This is a genomic window from Amycolatopsis sp. cmx-11-12 (genome assembly GCF_046269425.1).
Taxonomy (GTDB): Bacteria; Actinomycetota; Actinomycetes; order Mycobacteriales; family Pseudonocardiaceae; genus Amycolatopsis.
Window position 1 is genome coordinate 19408 of sequence record NZ_JADNQM010000009.1, and the last position, 17541, is coordinate 36948.

Consider the following 17541-nt stretch of genomic DNA (forward strand, 5'->3'; position numbering starts at 1 on the left):
CGCATGAAGAACGAAACCCCCGAAAACGTCCGTCTGCTCTTCACCGGTCTCGGAATCGACTCCACGAAGGCGGGCAGCGAAATCGACCTCGTCATCGACCGCTTCGACAACTGGACCAACAAGGCACGGGTGGACGCCTTCAGATGCTTCACCGGAGCTTGCTGCGTCGTCCCACCCTTGGCCGAAGCCAGGTGATCCGCTGAACAACGGACGGACGGTGGCGGGATCGACGCACTCCGCCACCGCTCGTCCGAGCGTCAGCCAAGATCGACAGCCGCACCCAGATCATAGTTCCCACATGCTGCCGTGATCTCGGCCGTCGCCTGCGCGGCGGCGAAGAAGTCGTCGGCCAGCGGCGAGGTGCGTGCTGCCGCCACCGCGAGGCACACCTGGTCGGGCGCGAGTTCCGGGATGGGTACGTAGCTGATGTCCGGACGCGAGTAGAACACGGTCTCCGAACGACCCACGAACGAGATGCCCCGGCCTGCCGCGACGTGTTCGAGCTTCTCCTCCACGCCGCGCACCCGGAGCCCGGAGTCGGGGAGCGGGCGCCTGGTGGGTTGCGTGCCAGGGTCGGCATGCCAGACCAGCGGCTCACCGGCCAGGTCGGCCTCGGCGACCTCCTCCTTGCCTGCCAACCGGTGACCTGCGGGCAGCACCACCATGAGCGGCTCGGTGTACAGCGGAGTCACGCGCAGACCGGTCTCATCGATCGGCAGCCGCACATAGCCGACGTCGACGCGGCCGTCGAGCAGCATCGCGGCCTGGTCGTCCCATTCCATCCGCTGCACGTCGACAACCGCGTCCGGATGCCGGGCTTCGAACGCCCGCGTCGCCGGGATGACCGGGATGCCCGTCCGGAAGCCGACCGCCAGCCGCCGGCCGCCACGCGCGGCCACGGTCACCCGGCGACGGACCGCGTCCGCGGAGGCGAGCAGCGGGCCGGCGTCGGCCAGCAGTTGCCGTCCGGCGTCGGTCAGCGCCACGCCGTGACGATCCCTGGTGAACAGCGATGCGCCGAGATCCTGCTCCAGCGCGCGGATCTGGCGGCTGAGCGCCGGCTGCGCGATATGCAGCTCATCGGCGGCGCGGCCGAAGTGCAACCGGTCGGCGACGGCGGCGAAGTAGCGCAGCTTGCGCAGGTCCAGATCCATGGCGCCTCCCGATCCGGTGATGCCTCCAAGCTATCACCACGGCCGAAACAGGTCTTGGACAGCCACTCAGGCCAATGGCAACCTGAATAGGTAACTGATGGGGCCGGAGCGAATTCGGTACAGAATCCGACTCGCTCGGAATGAGCACATCAGGAATTGCGCGCCGTCCATCGCGTCATTCAATGAGCAGCAACAGCGTCATTCACAAGGAGCAAGAGCGTGCGCGTTTTCGTCACCGGCGGGACCGGCCATTCCGGTTCGTACATCATCCCCGAGCTCATCGCCGCCGGGCACGAGGTCACCGGCCTTGCCCGGTCGGACACGGCCGCGGCGGCGGTGTCCGCGCTCGGCGCGAAGGTGCTTCGCGGCGACATCGAGGATCTCGACGGGCTCAAGGAGGCGGCCGCGGATTCCGACGGCGTCATCCACGTCGCGCACAGGCAAGACCTGCTTCCGTCCGGTGGGATCGACGCCGTGGCCGCCGCGGAACTCCCGATCATGCTCGCGTACGGCGAGGCATTGGCGGGAACCGGAAAGCCACTGGTCGCGGCGGGGAGCATCGGCTCGTCCGGGAACCTGGGCCGACCGGTCACCGAGGACGATCCGGCACTTCCCGGCGGCGATGAGTACAAGGGCACCCTGCGGGTTCGTAACGTCGTGGAGACTGCGGTGGTCGGCCTCGCCGAGCGGGGAGTGCGGTCTTCGATCGTGCGGATCGCCAACATCGCGCACAGCACGACCGATCGCGCCGGCTTCCTCGTGCAGCTGATCGCGCTCGCGAAGGAGAAGGGTTTCGTCGGCTACCCCGGAGACGGCGCGAACCTGTGGAACGCCGTGCACATCCGTGATGCCGCCTCCTTGTTCCGCCTGGCGCTGGAGAAGGGTCCGGCCGGCAAATACTGGCACGCGGTCGGGGACGGGGCCATCCCGCTCCGCGAGATCGCCGAGGCCATCGGCAGCCGTCTGGGCCTGCCCACGGTGAGTATTCCCGCGGACGTATTGATGGTGCCGGGACATTTTGGGTTCCTGGCGAACATAGTCACGCAGAACTACCCGGCGTCCAACCTCGTCACCCGCCGGACCCTCGGCTGGGAACCCGCTCAGCCCGGCCTGCTCTCCGATTTGGACAACGGCCATTACTTCTCCGGCAGCTGACGGCCACGGTCACGAATCGCCATTCACGGAACTGTTTCGGATATCCATCAATTCAACGGAGTGATCGTGGGAAAGCTCGATGGCAAGGTAGCGGTGATCACCGGCGGATCCACCGGTATGGCATTGGCAGGCGCCAAACTGTTCGTCGAGGAAGGAGCGCATGTCTTCATCCAGGCCCGGCGGCAGGAAACACTGGACGACGCCGTCAAGCTGATCGGCCGCGACGTCACCGCCGTCCAGGGTGACGCGGCCGAACTGGACGACCTGGATCGCTTGTACGACACCGTCAAGCGGGAAAAGGGCTCGATCGACGTGCTGTGGGCCAGCGCCGGGATGGGTGAACCCGCCGTTCTCGGCGAGATCACCGAGGAACAGTTCCACCGCGCCTTCTGGCTCAACGCGCGCGGCACCCTGTTCACCGTGCAGAAGGCACTGCCGCTGATCAACGACAACGGCTCGATCTTCATGACCGGATCCAACGCCTCCCTCGGCTGGAGCCTCTACGCGGGAAGCAAAGCCGTCCAGCAGGCCTGGGCTCGTGTCTGGCTCAACGAGCTGCGCGACCGCAAGATCCGGGTCAACGTCCTGACCCCCGGCCAGGTCGGCACCGCCAAACAGGAAGAACTGTTCGACGAGGCGACCAGGGCCGCATTCGAATCCCTCATCCCCCGCGGAACGATGGGCCGCCCCGAAGAGATCGCCACCATCGCCCTGTTCCTCGCCTCCAGCGACTCCAGCTACGTCAACGGCCTGGAACTGGTCGCCGACGGCGGCACCACCGCCATCTGACCCTTCTTTCAGTGACACTCGAGAACAAGAAGAGAGCAAACCTCATGAGCAGCATCACCCTCATCGGCACGGGGAACATGGCCCGTACCATCGGCACGCTCGCGGTGGCGGGCGGCAACACCGTCGAGGTCATGGGACGCGATCAGTCCAAGACCGATGACCTGGCCAAGGCACTGGGCGGCGGCGCCACGACGGGCAAGTGGGGCGCCGTCCCGGCCGGGGACATCGTCATCACGGCCCTGTTGGCCGACGGTGTCGTCCCGGTCGTCGCCGAGTACGGAGACGCCCTCGCGGACAAGGTCATCATCGACATCAGCAACCCCTTCAACTCCACGTCCGACGGACTGGCCCACCGCGAGGAGACCTCGATCGCGCAGGAGGTCGCCAAGGTGGCCCCGGCAGGCGCCAGCGTGGTGAAGGCATTCAACACCATCTTCCGGAATGTCCTGGAGAAGGGACAGCCCGACGTCTTCATCGCCGGCGACAATGCACAGGCCAAGGCGGACGTGGCGGCATTCATCGAAAGCCTCGGGCTGCGCCCGCTGGACGTCGGCGGCCTGAAAATGGCGCACTGGCTGGAAGGAATGGGCGTGGTCACGATGGGCCTCGCCGGCAACGGGGTCGGCCACTGGGACTTCGCCCTCGGCGTCAACGAATTCGCCGGCTGAGCCAGTCCTGCCCGAGAAGACTCCGACCGGCCGGGAATCGGCTGCCACACAACCGAGGCCGTCCACTTCGGCCGAAGTGGACGGCCGCCGGTTCAGACCTCGCCTGCGGCGAGCATCGTCAGCAGTTCGGCGTGCCCGGCCTGGGTGATCAGGCTGGCGGCGTCGAAGTAGACGCGCTCGTTGGTGATCCTGTCCTCGTCGAAGAAGAACACCGCGATGATCGGCACCCGGAACGCCTTGCCGGTGGGCGGGCGGCCGTAGAACTCGCCGAGGTTCGTGCCGAGCAGGTCGAACTCGACGATGACCGATTCGTCGGCGAAGTGGTAGCGGACGTTGTCGTGCCGCTGATCCGGGAACGCCGTGCGGGTCATGCGGTAGTACGCCATGACCTCTTCGTCGCCGTCGAAGATCTGCCCGGTCGCCATGATCTCGTAGTGCGGATGGCCGTTGAAGGTGCCCAGCGTGCGCTCGAACTCCTGGGTCACCTCGGTGTCCATGTGCTCTTCGATGATCTTGTGGCGGCGCTCGCGCAGGTCTTCGTTGATCACTGGTCCTCCGGGGTGTTCCTGGTCGCGATCCGGAGCCTACCGCCCGCGGCCTCGTCATCGGTCCCGTAGAGCAGGCTGCCGCACGAGCGCGAGACACAGGTCATGGCCTCGATCTTGTGACCGGGGAAGTCACCGATCTTCACCGGGACGGGGGAGAGGGCGATCGCACCGTCGGATCGGAGCACGCCCGCGTCGTACACCGCCGAGTCGAACGGGCCATCGTCACCGGGGTCGGAGGCCGCCGAGACCAGGACGCGGTCGTCCGCGGTGATCTCGATGTCCGAGGCGTGCCGGACGTCGGCGACCGGGTAGGGAACGCGGAACGGGATCGACTTCGGCTTCTTGAAGGAGAGCTTCGAGACCGAGAACTCCGCGGAGTACAGCGTTGCCGGACGGGCCGCCTGGCCACGGTCCGCCCAAACGGCGAGCAAACGGCCGTTCATCTTTTTCAGGGCGAAACTCTCATAATTGTCTTCCGGGTCGCCTTTCGGTACCTGGAAGGTCCTGAGCACTTTCAGCCGCCGGGAGTTCAGTTCGATGTGAAAGCCCTTGCCGTTGCTCGCGAGCGCGATGAATTCACCCGCCTTCCCCGGGACGGATTCGGCCGCTTCCAGATCGACCGGGAGTTCGCCAGGCCACACGATCGGGTCAATCTTGGACACCTGACCGTGATTGAGTCTGACCCGTACAGCCCGGTTCTCGGCCGGCTTCTTGTTGTCCCGTAAGACGAGCGTGTCCACGATGCCGTCATCGCGGCTCAGGACGGCGATGCCGCTGGCACCGGCGGCCATCCCGGTTCCGATCGATTCCCAGCCGTCGCCTGCCAGCGCTGCGGACGGCAGAAGCAAGGGAATGGCCAAAGTGGGAAGAAGTACGAGCGAGGCGAATTTCATTCCGACAAACTAGTGCAGATGGTCGTGAGTGGCGATTCGTGTTAGGTCTCCTTCCTTACCCTGAAGGTAGTGAAGGAGGCTTTCACGGGCTCCGTGATGTCCAGCGGTTGTGTCGCGAAAGCCACTTTCGGGGCGTCTGATGTCCCGAAAGTGGCTTTCGCGACACGGGGGCGGGCTGGTGTTGGCTTTACGGCGGCCCGGGCCAGTGAGTCGTGAGTGCCGTTCGGGTCAGAACACGACTCGCCACTCACGACCGGAGTGCCTGCCGGTTCAGCCGCAGGACAGGGTGCCCGACCGGAGTGCGTGGCCGCCCTCGTTCCCGTCGTCGGCCCAGACCACCTGCTTGTTTCCCGAGGCGCAGGTGGGCGCGACGGCGAAACCCTCGTTGTTGTAGTCCGGCATCCCGCTCGGCCGGTCGTAAGTGGCCGTCACGGCGAACTTGCCCTGTGCGGAGACGGCGAGCGTCGTCGAGTCACCGCCGCAGTTGTCGTCGCAGACCGCCCACAGCCGCCCGGTCGACGCCTCGAACTCGAGTTCCATGATCGAGTCGAGCCCGCTCGCGAAACTCGCCACGCGGGTGTACTTCCCGCCTGCCTGGTCGAGCGCGTAGGCGTAGATCATCCCGTTGCCCTCGAGGCCGACGAAGTACAGGCCGGTGCCGTGGCCGGGGTAGGTGCCCGGGTTGTATGGCGCCTTCGTGCGCTCATCCACGAAACCCTTCGCGGTGAGGGCGCTGTCCGGGATCCATGAGACGGCTTCGAGGCCGTCGTTGGCCGAAACCTTCGGCAGGTCCGCCGTCAGATCCCATTCGGCTTTGGCGGTGAGGCTCTTGGCCGAGCCGGACACGTCGTACCGGAGCACCTTGAGCGCACTCGTCTTGTCCTTGTCGCCGTCGCGTTCGGTGGCCGCGACCACGCCGTCCGGGGTGGCGACGACGGCTTCGGCGTCGGGGTCTCCCTTGCCGTTGCGGTAGCGCAGCTGCTTGCCCGACGACCAGCCGTTGGTGGTGTCCGGCTGCCATTTCGAGCCGTTGCGCACGAGTCGGTACAGCGTGCCGGGCCCGTTCTTCACCGCCCACAGGACGTTCTGTCCTTCGAACGACAGGCCGCTCAGGTTGCCGCCTAAGACGCCTCCGCCATCGGCGTTCGTGACGGCGGAACCGCCTGGCCAGGGGCTGTTCGCCGTGGTGCTCGCGGTGGCCGTCGTGGCGGGCAGGACCAGCAGGGCCGCGGCGACGGTGGCCACGGCGGCGGGTCGGATCCGGCGGGATGATCGGGGCATTCGCGCTCCTTCGGGGCGGACGAAGTGAATCGCGGCGTGTCCTTACAAGTTAAGTAAGTTTCCTAACAAAGACAAGATATCGCCACCTTTTCACCAAGGGAAGCAACGGTGGATTTACAAACCATGACGACTTGTCAAACCAGGTGTACATCACCTACAGTTTTGTAAACCCAGCCAATGGAGGAGGGTGCGATGAGCGAGATGACGGGCACGATCCCGGCGGGCTCGACCGACCGATGGACCGACCGCAAGCGATACCTGTGGCTGATCGGGCTGGTCGTCCCCTCGCTCGCGTTCCTCGCCATCGGGCTGCACGCGGCCACCGGCTGGGGCGTGTGGTTCTGGATCGGGCCGATCGTGATCCTGGTGGTCGTGCCGCTGATCGACCTGATCGCCGGGCTGGACCGCGACAATCCGCCGGACGACGTCATCGAGCAGCTGGAGCAGGACCGCTACTACCGGTGGATCACCTTCGCGTTCCTGCCCATCCAGTACGCGGGTTTCGTGGCCGCGTTCTGGCTGATCTCCCGAGGCGATCTGTCCGTTGTGGACAAGATCGGCCTCGCCATCTCGATCGGCTGCATCGGTGGCATCGGCATCAACACCGCGCACGAACTGGGGCACAAGAAGGAAAGTCACGAGCGCTGGCTGTCGAAAATCGCGCTGGCACAGAGCTTCTACGGCCATTTCTACATCGAGCACAACCGCGGCCACCACGTCCGGGTGGCGACCCCGGAGGATCCGGCGAGCAGCCGGGTGGGGGAGAGCTTCTACCGGTTCTGGCCGCGTACGGTGTTCGGCTCGCTGAAATCCGCGTGGGGCCTGGAACGCAAGCGGTACGCCCGGCGTGACCGGCATCCGTTCCGGATCGGCAACGACGTGCTCAACGCCTGGCTGATGTCGGCGGTGCTGTGGGCGGCGATGATCGCCTGGCTGGGCGTCGGGATCCTGCCGTACCTGGTGATCCAGGCGGTGATCGGGTTCTCGCTGTTGGAAGTCGTGAACTACATGGAGCATTACGGCATGCGGCGGCAGAAGGTCGGCCCGCCGAACCGGCGGCGCTACGAACGGGTGGATCCCAGCCACAGCTGGAATTCCAACAACATCGCCACCAACGTCCTGCTCTACCACCTGCAGCGGCACAGCGATCACCACGCCAACCCGACCCGCCGTTACCAGACGCTGCGCGATTTCGCGGAATCGCCGGTACTGCCGACTGGATACGCCGGGATGATCGTGCTGGCACTGTTCCCGCCGGTCTGGCGCCGGGTGATGGACCCGCGGGTGCTCGCGCATTTCGACGGCGACATCTCCCGCGCCAACATCCAGTCGTCGAAACGCGGCAAGATCCTGGCGCGGTACGGAACCCGCGTGACCGCGCCGTCGCGAGTCGTCACCGACACGCACGGGGACGCGACCGAGGGCGGGATGTGCCCTGGCTGTGGCTACGTCTACGACGAGAAGCTCGGCGACCCGCATGAGGGTTTCCCTGCCGGCACGCCGTGGTCGGCGATCCCGGATTCGTGGTGCTGTCCGGACTGCGGGGTGCGGGAGAAGGTCGATTTCGTGGCACCGGGAAGGGTCGGAGCATGATGAAGATCGAGGCGGACCGCGCGAAGTGCGACGGACTGGGCATGTGCGAGGCGATGGCACCCGACTTCTTCGAGGTCGGCGACGACGGCACGGTCGTGGTGCTGGACGAGTGGCCCGGTGAGGAGCATCGCCGGGATCTGTCGGCGGCCGTCGACTCCTGCCCGGTCCTCGCGCTGAAACTGCGGGACTGACCATGACCCTCGTCGTCGTGGGAGCGTCACTGGCCGGACTGCGGGCGGTGGAGGCCGCGCGCCGGGACGGGTACCGCGGGCGGATCGTGCTGATCGGCGCGGAGGACCACCCGCCCTACGACCGCCTTCCGCTGTCGAAAGCGTTCCTCGACGCGGAAGGCCCCGGGCGGATCGAGCCGTTCCACAGCGAGTCCGCGCTGCGGGACGAACTCGGCGTCGAACTGCTGCTCGGCGCGCCCGCCGATGGTCTCGACACCTCCGCCCGCGAGGTGTCGGTGGCCGGGCGGACGGTCGGTTACGACGCTTTGGTGATCGCGACCGGGGCGACGGCGCGGCGGTTGCCGGGGAGCCAGGGCATCGCCGGGGTCCACACGCTGCGGACGGCCGAGGACGCCCTGGCGGTCCGGGTCGCGCTCGACCGCGGTGCGCGCACAGTCGTCATCGGGGCGGGTTTCATCGGTTCTGAGGTCGCCGCCGCGGCGCGGAAACGCGGGCTGCCGTCGACGATCGTCGAGGCGCTCGACGTCCCGCTCATCCGCTCTGTCGGGGCCGAGGCCGGTGCGGTGTGCGCTTCGCTGCACCGGGAGGCGGGCACGGAACTGCGGTTGTCGACGCAGGTCACCGGACTGGAATCCGACGGTGGCGTGGTGACCGGTGTCCGGCTTTCGACCGGCGAGGTACTGCCCGCGGACCTGGTGGTCGCCGGTATCGGGGTCGTCCCGGCCACCGGCTGGCTGGCCGGGAGCGGGGTACCGCTGCACGAGCGCGACGGTGGTGTGGTGTGCGACGCGACCCTCGCGACCGGGATCCCCGGCGTGTACGCCGCCGGGGACGTCGCGCACGCCGAGAACCCGCTGTTCGACGGCGAACTGATGCGGCTGGAGCACTGGACGAACGCCGCGGAGCAGGGTGCCGCGGCCGCTCGTCACGCGCTCGCCCCGGAGTCGGCGCGTGCGCTGGCGCCGGTGCCGTACTTCTGGTCGGACTGGTACGACCATCGGATCCAGTTCGTCGGCACCCCGCGCGCGGACGAGGTGGTCGCCGCCGTCCCGGCTTCCGGCGGGTTCACCGCGCTGTACCGGCGAGGGGACCGGATCGTCGGCGCGCTGACCGTCGACCGGCCGCGCGAGATCATGAAGTACCGCCGCCATATCGCGAGGCGGGCGCCGTGGCCCGAGGCGCTGGCGTTCGCCGAGGCAGCGGCCGCTTAGAATGACGATCATGAACGAGGCACCGTCAGTCGCGGTCACGGGTGGTCCGTACCGGCTGCCGATCGTCGCGTCGGCGATCGAACTGACCGTGCGCTCCGGCTGGTCGTCGGTGACGATGAGCAAACTCGCGGAGATCGTCGGCGTCAGCCGTCAGACCGTCTACAACGAACTCGGCTCGAAGAGTCAGCTGGCCGAGGCGATGATCTCGCACGAACTCGGCCGGTTCCTCTCGGTCGTCCGGGACGCTTTCGAGCGGCACCCCGACGACCTCGTCGAGGCGATCCACGACGCCGTCCGCGGCGTCCTCGAACTCGCCGACGACAACCTCCTGCTGCGTGCCATCGTCTCGGCAACGCACGGCGCCGACACCGAGCTGCTGCCGCTACTGACGGTCCGCGCCGGAAGCCTGCTGAGCGAAGCGACGATCATGCTGCGCGGCCGCGTGCGCGCCTACGACCCACCGCTGGACCCCGCGCAGCTCGACGTCGCCATCGATGTCGTGGTCCGCACGGTGCTGAGCCACATCATGCAGCCGTCGGACACCCCGGCACGCACGGCCGACGCGCTGGCGTGGATGGCCTCGCGCGTGCTCGGCGCGACGACGAGCCGCTCACTGCGGCATCCATCGCTGGATTAGAGCCGCGGTCTCGGCCGCGGGCAAGCGAATGTTGTCGATCCGCAGGTGATCGTGCTGCTCGATCAAGTCCTGGGCGCGGACCCGGGTCGTTTCGTCGGTGTTCATGACGTAGTCGCGGTCGACTTTGAGAAGGTTGGCGCGGGAGAAGTCGAGGTCGCGTTTGCTGGGCTTGCGGTCGAGCCGTTCGTCGAGAGCCGCGTACAACTCCACGAACCGCGTCCTCCCGCCCTTCGCCCGGGCGATGAGCTTGCACAGCTCTTCGCCCACGGTCATCTTGCCGACGGCGGGCGGGCCGAAGATCACGACGAACTCCACCCGGCCACGTTAGGGGGTGCCGCGACGAGAGCCGCTGGCCCCAATGCCACATTGGAGACGCTCAGTGCCCCCAATGCCGCATTGGGGACACCGCCGGGCGTGCCCGTGGTGGCCTTCAGGAACTGTCGGTCCCGTATGCGACGCTCCACCGATGATCGTCATGTTCGATGCCGAGCTGTGGGTGTGGGACGCCCGTCGCGAAGAGACCTGGACCTTCGTCAGCCTGCCCCAAGACGTCTCCGAGGAGATTCGCGAGATCACCGACGGCCCGCGTCGCGGGTTCGGAGCGGTGCGCGTCCAGGTCGGCATCGGTGGCAGCAAGTGGAAGACGTCGATCTTCCCGGACTCCAAACGCGGCAGTTACGTGCTGCCGGTCAAGAAAGCGGTCCGAAAGGCCGAAGGACTCGAGGAGGGTGATGTAGCGAAGGTGACTGTCGAGCTGATCGATCTCTGACCGTCAAAGCTTCGCGTTCCCTATCCGGTCGCGGGCGTCATGCGCGGCATCGCGCTCCTGGTAGCGCTTCCCGTGCTGACCCCGGCGCTACGAGGTGCTACTCCTCGGTGAGCTCAGCCAGCTGTTCCGCCGCCGTCCGGTTCCCTTGTCCGGCCAGCCGTCGCAGCTCGTCCAGCGCACCCAGCTCGGTCGCCGTTTCGATCAGCTGGTCCGCCGCGTCATTGCTGCCGCCGTCGGCCAGCCGCCGGAGTTCGTCCAGGTCGCCGCGTTCACCGGCGAGTTCGATCAGTTCGTCGACGGCGTCCCGATCCCCGGCCGCGGCGCGCTCTCGCAGGTCGTCCAGCTCGCTCATGGTCATCAGGCTACGGGCTGGTCGGCTTTCGCCAGTTTCGACGGCCACCAGATCTTCCGGCCGACGTCCACTGCCAGGGCCGGTACCAGCAGCGACCGCACCAGGAGCGTGTCCAGCAGCACGCCGAACGCGACGATGAACGCCAGCTGAGCCAGGAAGAGGATGGGCAGGACGGCCAAGGCGGCGAAGGTCGCGGCCAGTACGACACCCGCGGACGTGATCACGCCACCGGTGACACGCAGGCCGCGCAGAGTTCCGTCTCTGGTTCCGATCCTGCCTGCCTCTTCGCGGACCCGGGTCATCAGGAAGATGTTGTAGTCGATCCCCAGTGCGACAAGGAAGACGAAGCCGAACAGCGGGACGACCGGGTCGGCGCCGGGGAAGTCGAAGACGTGGTTGAACACCAGCGCCGAGACGCCCATGGTCGCGGCGAACGACAGCACCACAGTGCCGATGAGCAACAGCGGTGCGAGCAGCGACCGCAGCAGCAGGGCGAGCACGAGGAAGATCACGACCAGGACGATCGGGATGATCAGCAGGCGGTCGTGTTCGGACGTCTTCCTGGTGTCGAGCAACGTCGCCGTCGGCCCGCCGACCTTGGTGCCGTCGACGGTGTGCACGGCCTCGCGAATCCGTTCCACGGTGGCGACAGCCGCGTCGGAGTCCGGGGGATCGGCCAGCACCACGTCGATCTTCGCGAGTCCTCCGGCTGCCGGGCCGGGGCTCTGGCGGACGTCGGAGACGCCGGGTACACGCGCCAGCGTGGTCACGGCCTGAGCTTGACCGGCGGGCGCGATGATCACCGTGGGGGAACCGGAACCGCCGGGGAAGTAGCGTGACAGAACTTCCTGACCCGCCACGGAATCGACCGGGGTGAGGAAGACGTCGGACTGCGCGGTGCCGGAGGCCTTGAGCTGGGGGAGGAACGCACCGCCCGCGAGCAGGACGACGGTGGTGACGATCCAGATCGTGCGTGGCGCGCGGGCGATCCAGCCCGCGACGCGGCCCCAAAGCCCGTCGGTCTTTTCGCTGAGCTGAGCCACCGCCGGCCGGAAGGGCCAGAAGGCGTTGCGCCCGCACAGGGCCAGGACCGCGGGAAGGAACGTGATGGTCGTCAGGAAGGCGGCGCCGATACCGATGGCCGCGACCGGACCGAGTCCCTTGTTGGAGTTCAGGTCGCTGAACAGCAGGCAGAGGACACCGAGGATCACCGTTCCGGCGGAGGCCGCGATCGGTTCGATGGTCGAGCGCCAGGCTGTGCGGAGAGCGGTGCGGGCGTCGTCGGTCGTCCGGAGTTCTTCGCGATAGCGCGAGATCATCAGGAGCGCGTAGTCGGTGGCGGCGCCGAAGACGAGGATGAACAGGATTCCCTGGCTCTGCCCGTTCAACGCCAGCACGTCGTGGTCCGCGAGCAGGTACACCGCGAGACTCGCCGTTCCCAGTGCGAACACGGCCGACAGTAGAACGAGCAGGGGGAGCAGCGGGCTCCGGTAGACGATGATCAGGATGAGCGCGACCACGGCGCCCGCGACCAGGAGCAGCAGCCCGTCGATCCCGCCGAACGCCTCCTTGAGGTCGGCGACCTGCGCGGCGGGGCCGGTCACGAGCACTTTCAACCCGGCGGGGGTGTCGCGGGCGAGCGCGTTTCGCAGGGCCTCGACACCGTCACCAGGATCGCTCGTGGCGTCGAGAAGGACGACGACCTGCGCTCCGGCGGCACTGCCCGGTGCGGGCACGAGTCGCGCGTTCGACGTCCGGTCGGCGAGGAACCGCTTGTCGCCGTCGGTCAGCCCCGAAGGCCGCTCGGCGACGACGATCGCCGGGATGACGGCGGCACTGGAGAACTGCTTCTGGAGTTCACCGACCTCGGTCGCCTCGGCCGAGGCGGGCAGGAAACTGCTGCTGTCGTTCTCCGTGACCTGGCTCAGTTTGCCTGCGTACGGGCCACTGAACCCGCCGAAGATCAGCCACGCGACCGCGACGAGGGCGGGGAGCAGCCACCGCAGACGTGACCGCGTGCGGGCGGGGCGTTCGACTTCCGAGATCATGGACGGATGGCTCCCGTGACAACACTACTTCGACGAGTGAATAGTTCGACCATCGAAATAGTAGAGTGGTCACCCGGACGGGGCAACATGCGGGGAGGTTCCGGACATGCCTGAGGACGTCGAACAGGTCACGGACGACGTGCTCGTCCTCCTGCTGCGGCAGCTGACCGTCGAGTCGGACCGGTTCGCCGAGATGTTCGGTGAGGCGCACGGCCTGCACCGGACCGACCTCAACGCGCTCGCGGTGATCATGGACGCGGCCAGGATGGGCGACCCGATGAGCCCGAGCAGGCTCGCGAGCGCCCTGCACCTGAGCGCGTCGGCGACGACGGCGGTGCTGGACCGGCTGGAACGGGCCGGGCACCTCTACCGCGACCGGAGCGCGACCGACCGGCGCAAGGTCGAGTTGCGGATGCACGACCGGGCCCGCCGGATCGGCGCGGAGTTCTTCCTGCCGCTCGGCGAGAGCTTCTCCGTCGCGTGGGGGGACTTGGGGGAGGACGACCGGCGGACGGTCGCGCGCTTCCTCCGCAGCAGCATCGCCGCGACCGTGGAGGTGCGCGGACGGCTGGCACCGTGAACACTCGGGGAATGCGATGTGTGGTGCTCGGTGCGACGGGTTATGTCGGTGGACGGCTGGTGCCGCAATTGCTCGACGCGGGCCACGAGGTCCGCGTGGTGGCGCGCTCCCCGGAGAAGGTCGCCGAAGAGCCCTGGCGTGACCGTGTCGAGGTCGAACGCGGTGACGTCACCGACCCGGCCTCGATCGAGGCCGCGCTGACCGACGGCGAGGTCGTCTACTACCTCGTGCATTCCCTGACGCGCAAGGATTTCGTGGAGATCGACCGGGAGGCGGCGCGGACGGTCGCCGAGGCCGCGAAGACGGCGGGCGTGCGGCGGCTGGTCTACCTGGGCGGCATCGTGCCGGACGACGAGGAGTTGTCGCCGCATCTGGCGTCGCGGGCCGAGGTGGGCCGGGTTCTGCTGGACTCCGGGGTTCCCGCCATCGTCTTGCAGGCCGCGGTGATCATCGGCTCGGGCTCGGCGAGCTTCGAGATGCTGCGCTACCTGACCGAGCGGCTCCCGGCGATGATCACCCCGCGGTGGGTGCACAACCGCATCCAGCCGATCGCGATCCGGGACGTGCTGCACTACCTCGTGCACGCCGCCGGGCTGCCGCCGGAGGTGAACGGCGCCTTCGACATCGGCGGTCCCGACGTCCTGACCTATTTGGACATGATGCGCCGCTACGCCGTCGTCACCGGTCTCCCGAGGCGAGCCGTCGTCCCCGTGTCGGTGCTGACGCCGTGGTTGTCCGCGCAGTGGGTCAACCTGGTCACGCCAGTACCGAAGTCGATCGCGGTGCCACTGATCGAGTCGCTGGTGCACGAGGTGGTCTGCCACGACCAGGCGATCGCCGAGCACATCCCCGACCCGGAAGCGGGCCTGACCCACTACGAACACGCCGTCGAACTGGCGCTCACCCGGATCCGCAACGCCGACGTGCCGACCCGCTGGTCCGACGCCTCGACCGGGTCCGCGCCGTCGGATCCGCTGCCGAGCGATCCGGACTGGGCGGGCGGGACCGTCTACGAGGACAAGCGCGAACAGCGGACGGACGCCACGCCGGAGGCGCTATGGGACGTCATCGAGTCCATCGGCGGGGAACACGGCTGGTATTCGTTCCCGCTGGCGTGGTCGATCCGCGGCTGGGCCGACCGGCTCGTCGGCGGCGTCGGATTGCGGCGCGGCCGCCGGGATCCGCGACGGCTGCATCTCGGTGAGGCGCTGGACTGGTGGCGCGTCGAATACCTCGACCGGCCGCGTCTGCTGCGGTTGCGGGCGGAGATGAAACTGCCGGGGCGCGCCTGGCTCGAACTCGGCGTCGAGTCCGATGAGGACGGTGGGACGATCTACCGGCAGCGGGCGGTGTTCGAGCCGCGCGGACTGGCCGGGCATGCCTACTGGAAGGGGGTCGCGCCGTTCCACGGCGTCGTCTTCGGCGGCATGGTCCGCAACATCACCGGTGCGGCACAAGGAGAAGCCGGCGGCTCGTGAGTTCGGCCAGTGAGGGCCCGGAGAGTGCCCAGTGGCCGTGTCGCGAAAGCCACTTTCGGGACATCAGACGTCGCGAAAGTGGCTTTCGCGACACCCGGACGGCGTGTGGGATCGTGAGCGGATGAGGATCTTGCTCGTGGAGGACGAGCGGCGGCTGGCCGAATCACTGCGGGCAGGGCTGAGCGCCGAAGGCTACGCCGTGGACGTCGCGCACAACGGCCGCGACGCGCTCTGGTACGCCGAAGAGAACCCGTACTCCGCGATGATCCTCGACATCATGCTGCCGGGTCTCAACGGTTACCGCGTCTGCCGGAGGCTGCGCGAGCGCGGCGACGCCACTCCGATCCTGATGCTGACCGCGAAAGACGGCGAGGACGACGAAATCGAAGCGCTGGACACCGGCGCCGACGATTTCCTGCCGAAACCGTTCTCCTACGGCGTGCTGCTTTCCCGGCTCCGGGCCCTGATCCGGCGCGGGGGAGCGACCCGGCCGGGCACCCTGCGGCTCGGCGACCTCGAACTCGACCAGGCGAGTCACACCTGCCGCCGAGGTCCCGCCGAGATCTCGTTGACCACCAAGGAGTTCGCGTTGCTCGCGTATCTGATGCGGCGGCCGGGCGAGGTGGTCACCAAGGCCGAACTGCTGGAGAACCTGTGGGACTTCGCGGCGTCGGCGACCGCGAACCTGGTGGAAGTCCACATGAGCGCGTTGCGGCGCAAGATCGACCTGCCGTTCGGGGCGGAGACGATCCGGACGGTCCGCGGCGCCGGATACCACGTGGTGGCCACCGGTGCCTAGGTTCGGGCGGTCGACCCGCTTCCGGGTCGCGCTGACGTCTTTCGTGACCTCGCTTCTGGCCCTCGGCGTCGTGTCGGCGTGGCTGGTGCTCGATGCCCAGAACCGGCTGGGCAACGGCGCCGCACAGGTGGCGAAGGAACGCGCGGCCGCGGTCGTCCAGGTGCTGAACACCGGCGCCGCTCCGGCCGATCTGCGGCTCCTCGTGCAGGCTTCGATCTACGAGGTGACCACCCAGACCGGCGAGCGGGTCGCGTCTTGTCCCGGCCTGCGTTCCGGGACGATCGTCCCGGACGGAGGCTTCGAGTACGGCGACAGTGTCCAGAACCTCAAGCCTGGCGACGTCGACCTCGCCAGGCGGGAATCCGTCGGCTGCACGAGTGCGCTCGGGGAAGATCCAGAGAGGAACGGACTCCGGCTGCACGTGGCGGCCACCGTGAGCGGCGACAGTAAGTACCGGGTCTACGGCGCCGCCATCGTCGACGAGTCCGGACAGGCGGCGCTCGATGCGGTGCGCGTGACGTTGCTGGCGGGAGTCCCGGTGATCGCCCTGCTGATCGGCGTGATCGCGTGGCTCGCGGTCCGCCGGTCGCTGCGTCCGGTCGAGGCGATCCGGTCCGAGGTCGCGGAAATCGGCGCGCACGACCTCTCCCGCCGCGTCCCGGCCCCGGATAGTGGTGACGAGATCGCGAAGCTCGCGGAAACCATGAACACGATGCTCGCACGCTTGGACACCGCGGTCACCCGGCAGAGCCGGTTCACCTCGGACGCGTCGCACGAACTGCGCACACCGCTTGCCTCTCTGCGAACGCAACTCGAAGTGCTGCTCGCGCATCCGGACCGGCTGGACTGGCGCGACGCCTGCGAGAACGCGTTGCTCGACATCACCCGGTTGCAGGACCTCGTCGCCGACCTCGTGTTGCTCGGCAAATTGGACAACTCCGGCCCGGAACGGCTCACGCCTGTGCGGCTGTCCGAAGTGGTCGAGTCCTGTCTCTCCGGACGACAGGGTGTGCGGGCGGACGTCCAGGGGGAGCCGGTCGTACTCGGGAACCGGGGGCGGCTGGAGCGGCTGCTCCGCAATCTCGTGGACAACGCGCAACGCCATGCGAGTACCGGTGTCGTCGTCTCGCTGTCCACAGTGGACGAAACCTGCGTGCTGACCGTCACCGACGACGGGCCGGGGATCCCCGCCGAGGACCGCGAGCGGGTGTTCGACCGGTTCGTTCGCCTGGACGACGGACGCGCGCGCGACGAAGGTGGCGCCGGTCTCGGGCTGGCGATCGTCGCCGACATCGCGCACGCGCACGGAGGCACCGCGGCGGTTGCCGATCACGAAGGGGGCGCCCGCCTCGTCGTCCGGTTGCCGTCGGCGGACACGCGAAACTGAAGACGTCT

Annotated in this window: 20 protein-coding genes; 13 read left to right on the forward strand and 7 right to left on the reverse strand. The window is 67.9% G+C overall.

All coding sequences use genetic code 11. The features are described 5' to 3' along the window. Positions 1–3 precede the first annotated feature (3 nt). Positions 4–195, forward strand: coding sequence for a hypothetical protein (locus ACLARN_RS14595; RefSeq protein ID WP_409491917.1), 192 nt, complete (start codon positions 4–6; stop codon positions 193–195). A gap of 62 nt (positions 196–257) precedes the next feature. Here the strand turns inward: ACLARN_RS14595 and ACLARN_RS14600 are convergent, their stop codons facing one another. Beyond that, entirely contained in the window at positions 258–1154 is an 897-nt protein-coding gene (locus ACLARN_RS14600) for a LysR substrate-binding domain-containing protein (RefSeq protein ID WP_409491918.1), read from the reverse strand. Positions 1155–1373: 219 nt separating this feature from the next. Here ACLARN_RS14600 and ACLARN_RS14605 point away from each other — a divergent pair, with 219 nt between their 5' ends. From ACLARN_RS14605 to ACLARN_RS14615, 3 genes are all read left to right on the forward strand, one after another. Next, complete coding sequence (locus ACLARN_RS14605) at positions 1374–2309, forward strand: SDR family oxidoreductase (protein ID WP_409491919.1); 936 nt, start codon at positions 1374–1376, stop codon at positions 2307–2309. 66 nt (positions 2310–2375) lie between these two features. Further along, positions 2376–3098 carry an SDR family NAD(P)-dependent oxidoreductase gene (locus tag ACLARN_RS14610; protein WP_409491920.1) on the forward strand — a complete coding sequence of 241 codons (723 nt, stop codon included), beginning with the start codon at positions 2376–2378 and terminating at the stop codon, positions 3096–3098. A 44-nt stretch (positions 3099–3142) separates the two neighbouring features. Next, positions 3143–3766: an NADPH-dependent F420 reductase gene (locus tag ACLARN_RS14615; RefSeq protein ID WP_409491921.1), complete on the forward strand. Its 624-nt coding sequence runs from the start codon at positions 3143–3145 to the stop codon at positions 3764–3766. Positions 3767–3858: 92 nt separating this feature from the next. On the opposite strand, the gene ACLARN_RS14620 is transcribed toward ACLARN_RS14615, so the two are convergent. The 3 genes from ACLARN_RS14620 to ACLARN_RS14630 form a co-directional block, all read right to left on the reverse strand. Then, positions 3859–4314 carry an ester cyclase gene (locus ACLARN_RS14620; protein ID WP_409491922.1) on the reverse strand — a complete coding sequence of 152 codons (456 nt, stop codon included), beginning with the start codon at positions 4312–4314 and terminating at the stop codon, positions 3859–3861. Next, on the reverse strand, positions 4311–5207 hold the full coding sequence (locus ACLARN_RS14625) for a hypothetical protein (protein ID WP_409491923.1): 897 nt from the start codon (positions 5205–5207) through the stop codon (positions 4311–4313). Before ACLARN_RS14625 ends, ACLARN_RS14620 begins: the two co-directional genes overlap by 4 nt. Before the next feature lie 270 nt (positions 5208–5477). Next, positions 5478–6488 (reverse strand): hypothetical protein, encoded by a 1011-nt coding sequence (locus tag ACLARN_RS14630; RefSeq protein ID WP_409491924.1) that lies wholly within the window; start codon positions 6486–6488, stop codon positions 5478–5480. A 192-nt stretch (positions 6489–6680) separates the two neighbouring features. Here ACLARN_RS14630 and ACLARN_RS14635 point away from each other — a divergent pair, with 192 nt between their 5' ends. From ACLARN_RS14635 to ACLARN_RS14650, 4 genes are read left to right on the forward strand one after another with little or no spacing between them, the layout of a single operon-like run. Then, positions 6681–8081 carry a fatty acid desaturase gene (locus ACLARN_RS14635; RefSeq protein WP_409491925.1) on the forward strand — a complete coding sequence of 467 codons (1401 nt, stop codon included), beginning with the start codon at positions 6681–6683 and terminating at the stop codon, positions 8079–8081. Beyond that, a complete protein-coding gene (locus ACLARN_RS14640; RefSeq protein ID WP_409491926.1) occupies positions 8078–8272 on the forward strand; it encodes a ferredoxin in 195 nt (64 codons plus the stop codon). The genes ACLARN_RS14635 and ACLARN_RS14640 overlap by 4 nt, the downstream gene beginning before the upstream one ends. 2 nt (positions 8273–8274) lie before the next feature. Continuing rightward, positions 8275–9483, forward strand: a complete 1209-nt coding sequence (locus tag ACLARN_RS14645) for an NAD(P)/FAD-dependent oxidoreductase (RefSeq protein WP_409491927.1) — start codon at positions 8275–8277, stop codon at positions 9481–9483. 1 nt (position 9484) lies between these two features. Then, positions 9485–10120 carry a TetR family transcriptional regulator gene (locus tag ACLARN_RS14650; RefSeq protein WP_409491928.1) on the forward strand — a complete coding sequence of 212 codons (636 nt, stop codon included), beginning with the start codon at positions 9485–9487 and terminating at the stop codon, positions 10118–10120. Here the strand turns inward: ACLARN_RS14650 and ACLARN_RS14655 are convergent. Then, positions 10094–10435, reverse strand: coding sequence for a hypothetical protein (locus tag ACLARN_RS14655; RefSeq protein WP_409491929.1), 342 nt, complete (start codon positions 10433–10435; stop codon positions 10094–10096). The genes ACLARN_RS14650 and ACLARN_RS14655 overlap by 27 nt on opposite strands. 151 nt (positions 10436–10586) lie before the next feature. Between ACLARN_RS14655 and ACLARN_RS14660 the strand changes: the two genes are divergently transcribed. Further along, positions 10587–10889 (forward strand): DUF1905 domain-containing protein, encoded by a 303-nt coding sequence (locus tag ACLARN_RS14660; RefSeq protein WP_409491930.1) that lies wholly within the window; start codon positions 10587–10589, stop codon positions 10887–10889. 97 nt (positions 10890–10986) lie between these two features. Here the strand turns inward: ACLARN_RS14660 and ACLARN_RS14665 are convergent, their stop codons facing one another. Both ACLARN_RS14665 and ACLARN_RS14670 read right to left on the reverse strand, forming a co-directional pair. Further along, positions 10987–11241, reverse strand: a complete 255-nt coding sequence (locus ACLARN_RS14665) for a hypothetical protein (RefSeq protein ID WP_409491931.1) — start codon at positions 11239–11241, stop codon at positions 10987–10989. A 5-nt stretch (positions 11242–11246) separates the two neighbouring features. Next, entirely contained in the window at positions 11247–13289 is a 2043-nt protein-coding gene (locus tag ACLARN_RS14670; protein ID WP_409491932.1) for an MMPL family transporter, read from the reverse strand. A 106-nt stretch (positions 13290–13395) separates the two neighbouring features. Here ACLARN_RS14670 and ACLARN_RS14675 point away from each other — a divergent pair, with 106 nt between their 5' ends. The 4 genes from ACLARN_RS14675 (at position 13396) to ACLARN_RS14690 (ending at position 17533) form a co-directional block, all read left to right on the forward strand. Further along, positions 13396–13869, forward strand: coding sequence for a MarR family winged helix-turn-helix transcriptional regulator (locus ACLARN_RS14675; protein WP_409491933.1), 474 nt, complete (start codon positions 13396–13398; stop codon positions 13867–13869). An 11-nt stretch (positions 13870–13880) separates the two neighbouring features. After that, on the forward strand, positions 13881–15347 hold the full coding sequence (locus ACLARN_RS14680; protein WP_409491934.1) for an SDR family oxidoreductase: 1467 nt from the start codon (positions 13881–13883) through the stop codon (positions 15345–15347). A 121-nt stretch (positions 15348–15468) separates the two neighbouring features. Beyond that, a complete protein-coding gene (locus tag ACLARN_RS14685) occupies positions 15469–16146 on the forward strand; it encodes a response regulator transcription factor (RefSeq protein WP_409491935.1) in 678 nt (225 codons plus the stop codon). Continuing rightward, positions 16139–17533 (forward strand): ATP-binding protein, encoded by a 1395-nt coding sequence (locus tag ACLARN_RS14690; protein ID WP_409491936.1) that lies wholly within the window; start codon positions 16139–16141, stop codon positions 17531–17533. The genes ACLARN_RS14685 and ACLARN_RS14690 overlap by 8 nt, the downstream gene beginning before the upstream one ends. Positions 17534–17541: the final 8 nt, after the last annotated feature.

Coding starts and splice junctions, on each gene's coding strand:
- ACLARN_RS14595 (WP_409491917.1), top strand. CDS start 4: ATGAAGAACGAAACCCCCGAAAACGTCCGTCTGCTCTTCACCGGTCTC.
- ACLARN_RS14600 (WP_409491918.1), bottom strand. CDS start 1,154: ATGGATCTGGACCTGCGCAAGCTGCGCTACTTCGCCGCCGTCGCCGAC.
- ACLARN_RS14615 (WP_409491921.1), top strand. CDS start 3,143: ATGAGCAGCATCACCCTCATCGGCACGGGGAACATGGCCCGTACCATC.
- ACLARN_RS14625 (WP_409491923.1), bottom strand. CDS start 5,207: ATGAAATTCGCCTCGCTCGTACTTCTTCCCACTTTGGCCATTCCCTTG.
- ACLARN_RS14630 (WP_409491924.1), bottom strand. CDS start 6,488: ATGCCCCGATCATCCCGCCGGATCCGACCCGCCGCCGTGGCCACCGTC.
- ACLARN_RS14635 (WP_409491925.1), top strand. CDS start 6,681: ATGAGCGAGATGACGGGCACGATCCCGGCGGGCTCGACCGACCGATGG.
- ACLARN_RS14640 (WP_409491926.1), top strand. CDS start 8,078: ATGATGAAGATCGAGGCGGACCGCGCGAAGTGCGACGGACTGGGCATG.
- ACLARN_RS14645 (WP_409491927.1), top strand. CDS start 8,275: ATGACCCTCGTCGTCGTGGGAGCGTCACTGGCCGGACTGCGGGCGGTG.
- ACLARN_RS14650 (WP_409491928.1), top strand. CDS start 9,485: ATGACGATCATGAACGAGGCACCGTCAGTCGCGGTCACGGGTGGTCCG.
- ACLARN_RS14660 (WP_409491930.1), top strand. CDS start 10,587: ATGATCGTCATGTTCGATGCCGAGCTGTGGGTGTGGGACGCCCGTCGC.
- ACLARN_RS14665 (WP_409491931.1), bottom strand. CDS start 11,241: ATGAGCGAGCTGGACGACCTGCGAGAGCGCGCCGCGGCCGGGGATCGG.
- ACLARN_RS14670 (WP_409491932.1), bottom strand. CDS start 13,289: ATGATCTCGGAAGTCGAACGCCCCGCCCGCACGCGGTCACGTCTGCGG.
- ACLARN_RS14675 (WP_409491933.1), top strand. CDS start 13,396: ATGCCTGAGGACGTCGAACAGGTCACGGACGACGTGCTCGTCCTCCTG.
- ACLARN_RS14680 (WP_409491934.1), top strand. CDS start 13,881: ATGCGATGTGTGGTGCTCGGTGCGACGGGTTATGTCGGTGGACGGCTG.
- ACLARN_RS14685 (WP_409491935.1), top strand. CDS start 15,469: ATGAGGATCTTGCTCGTGGAGGACGAGCGGCGGCTGGCCGAATCACTG.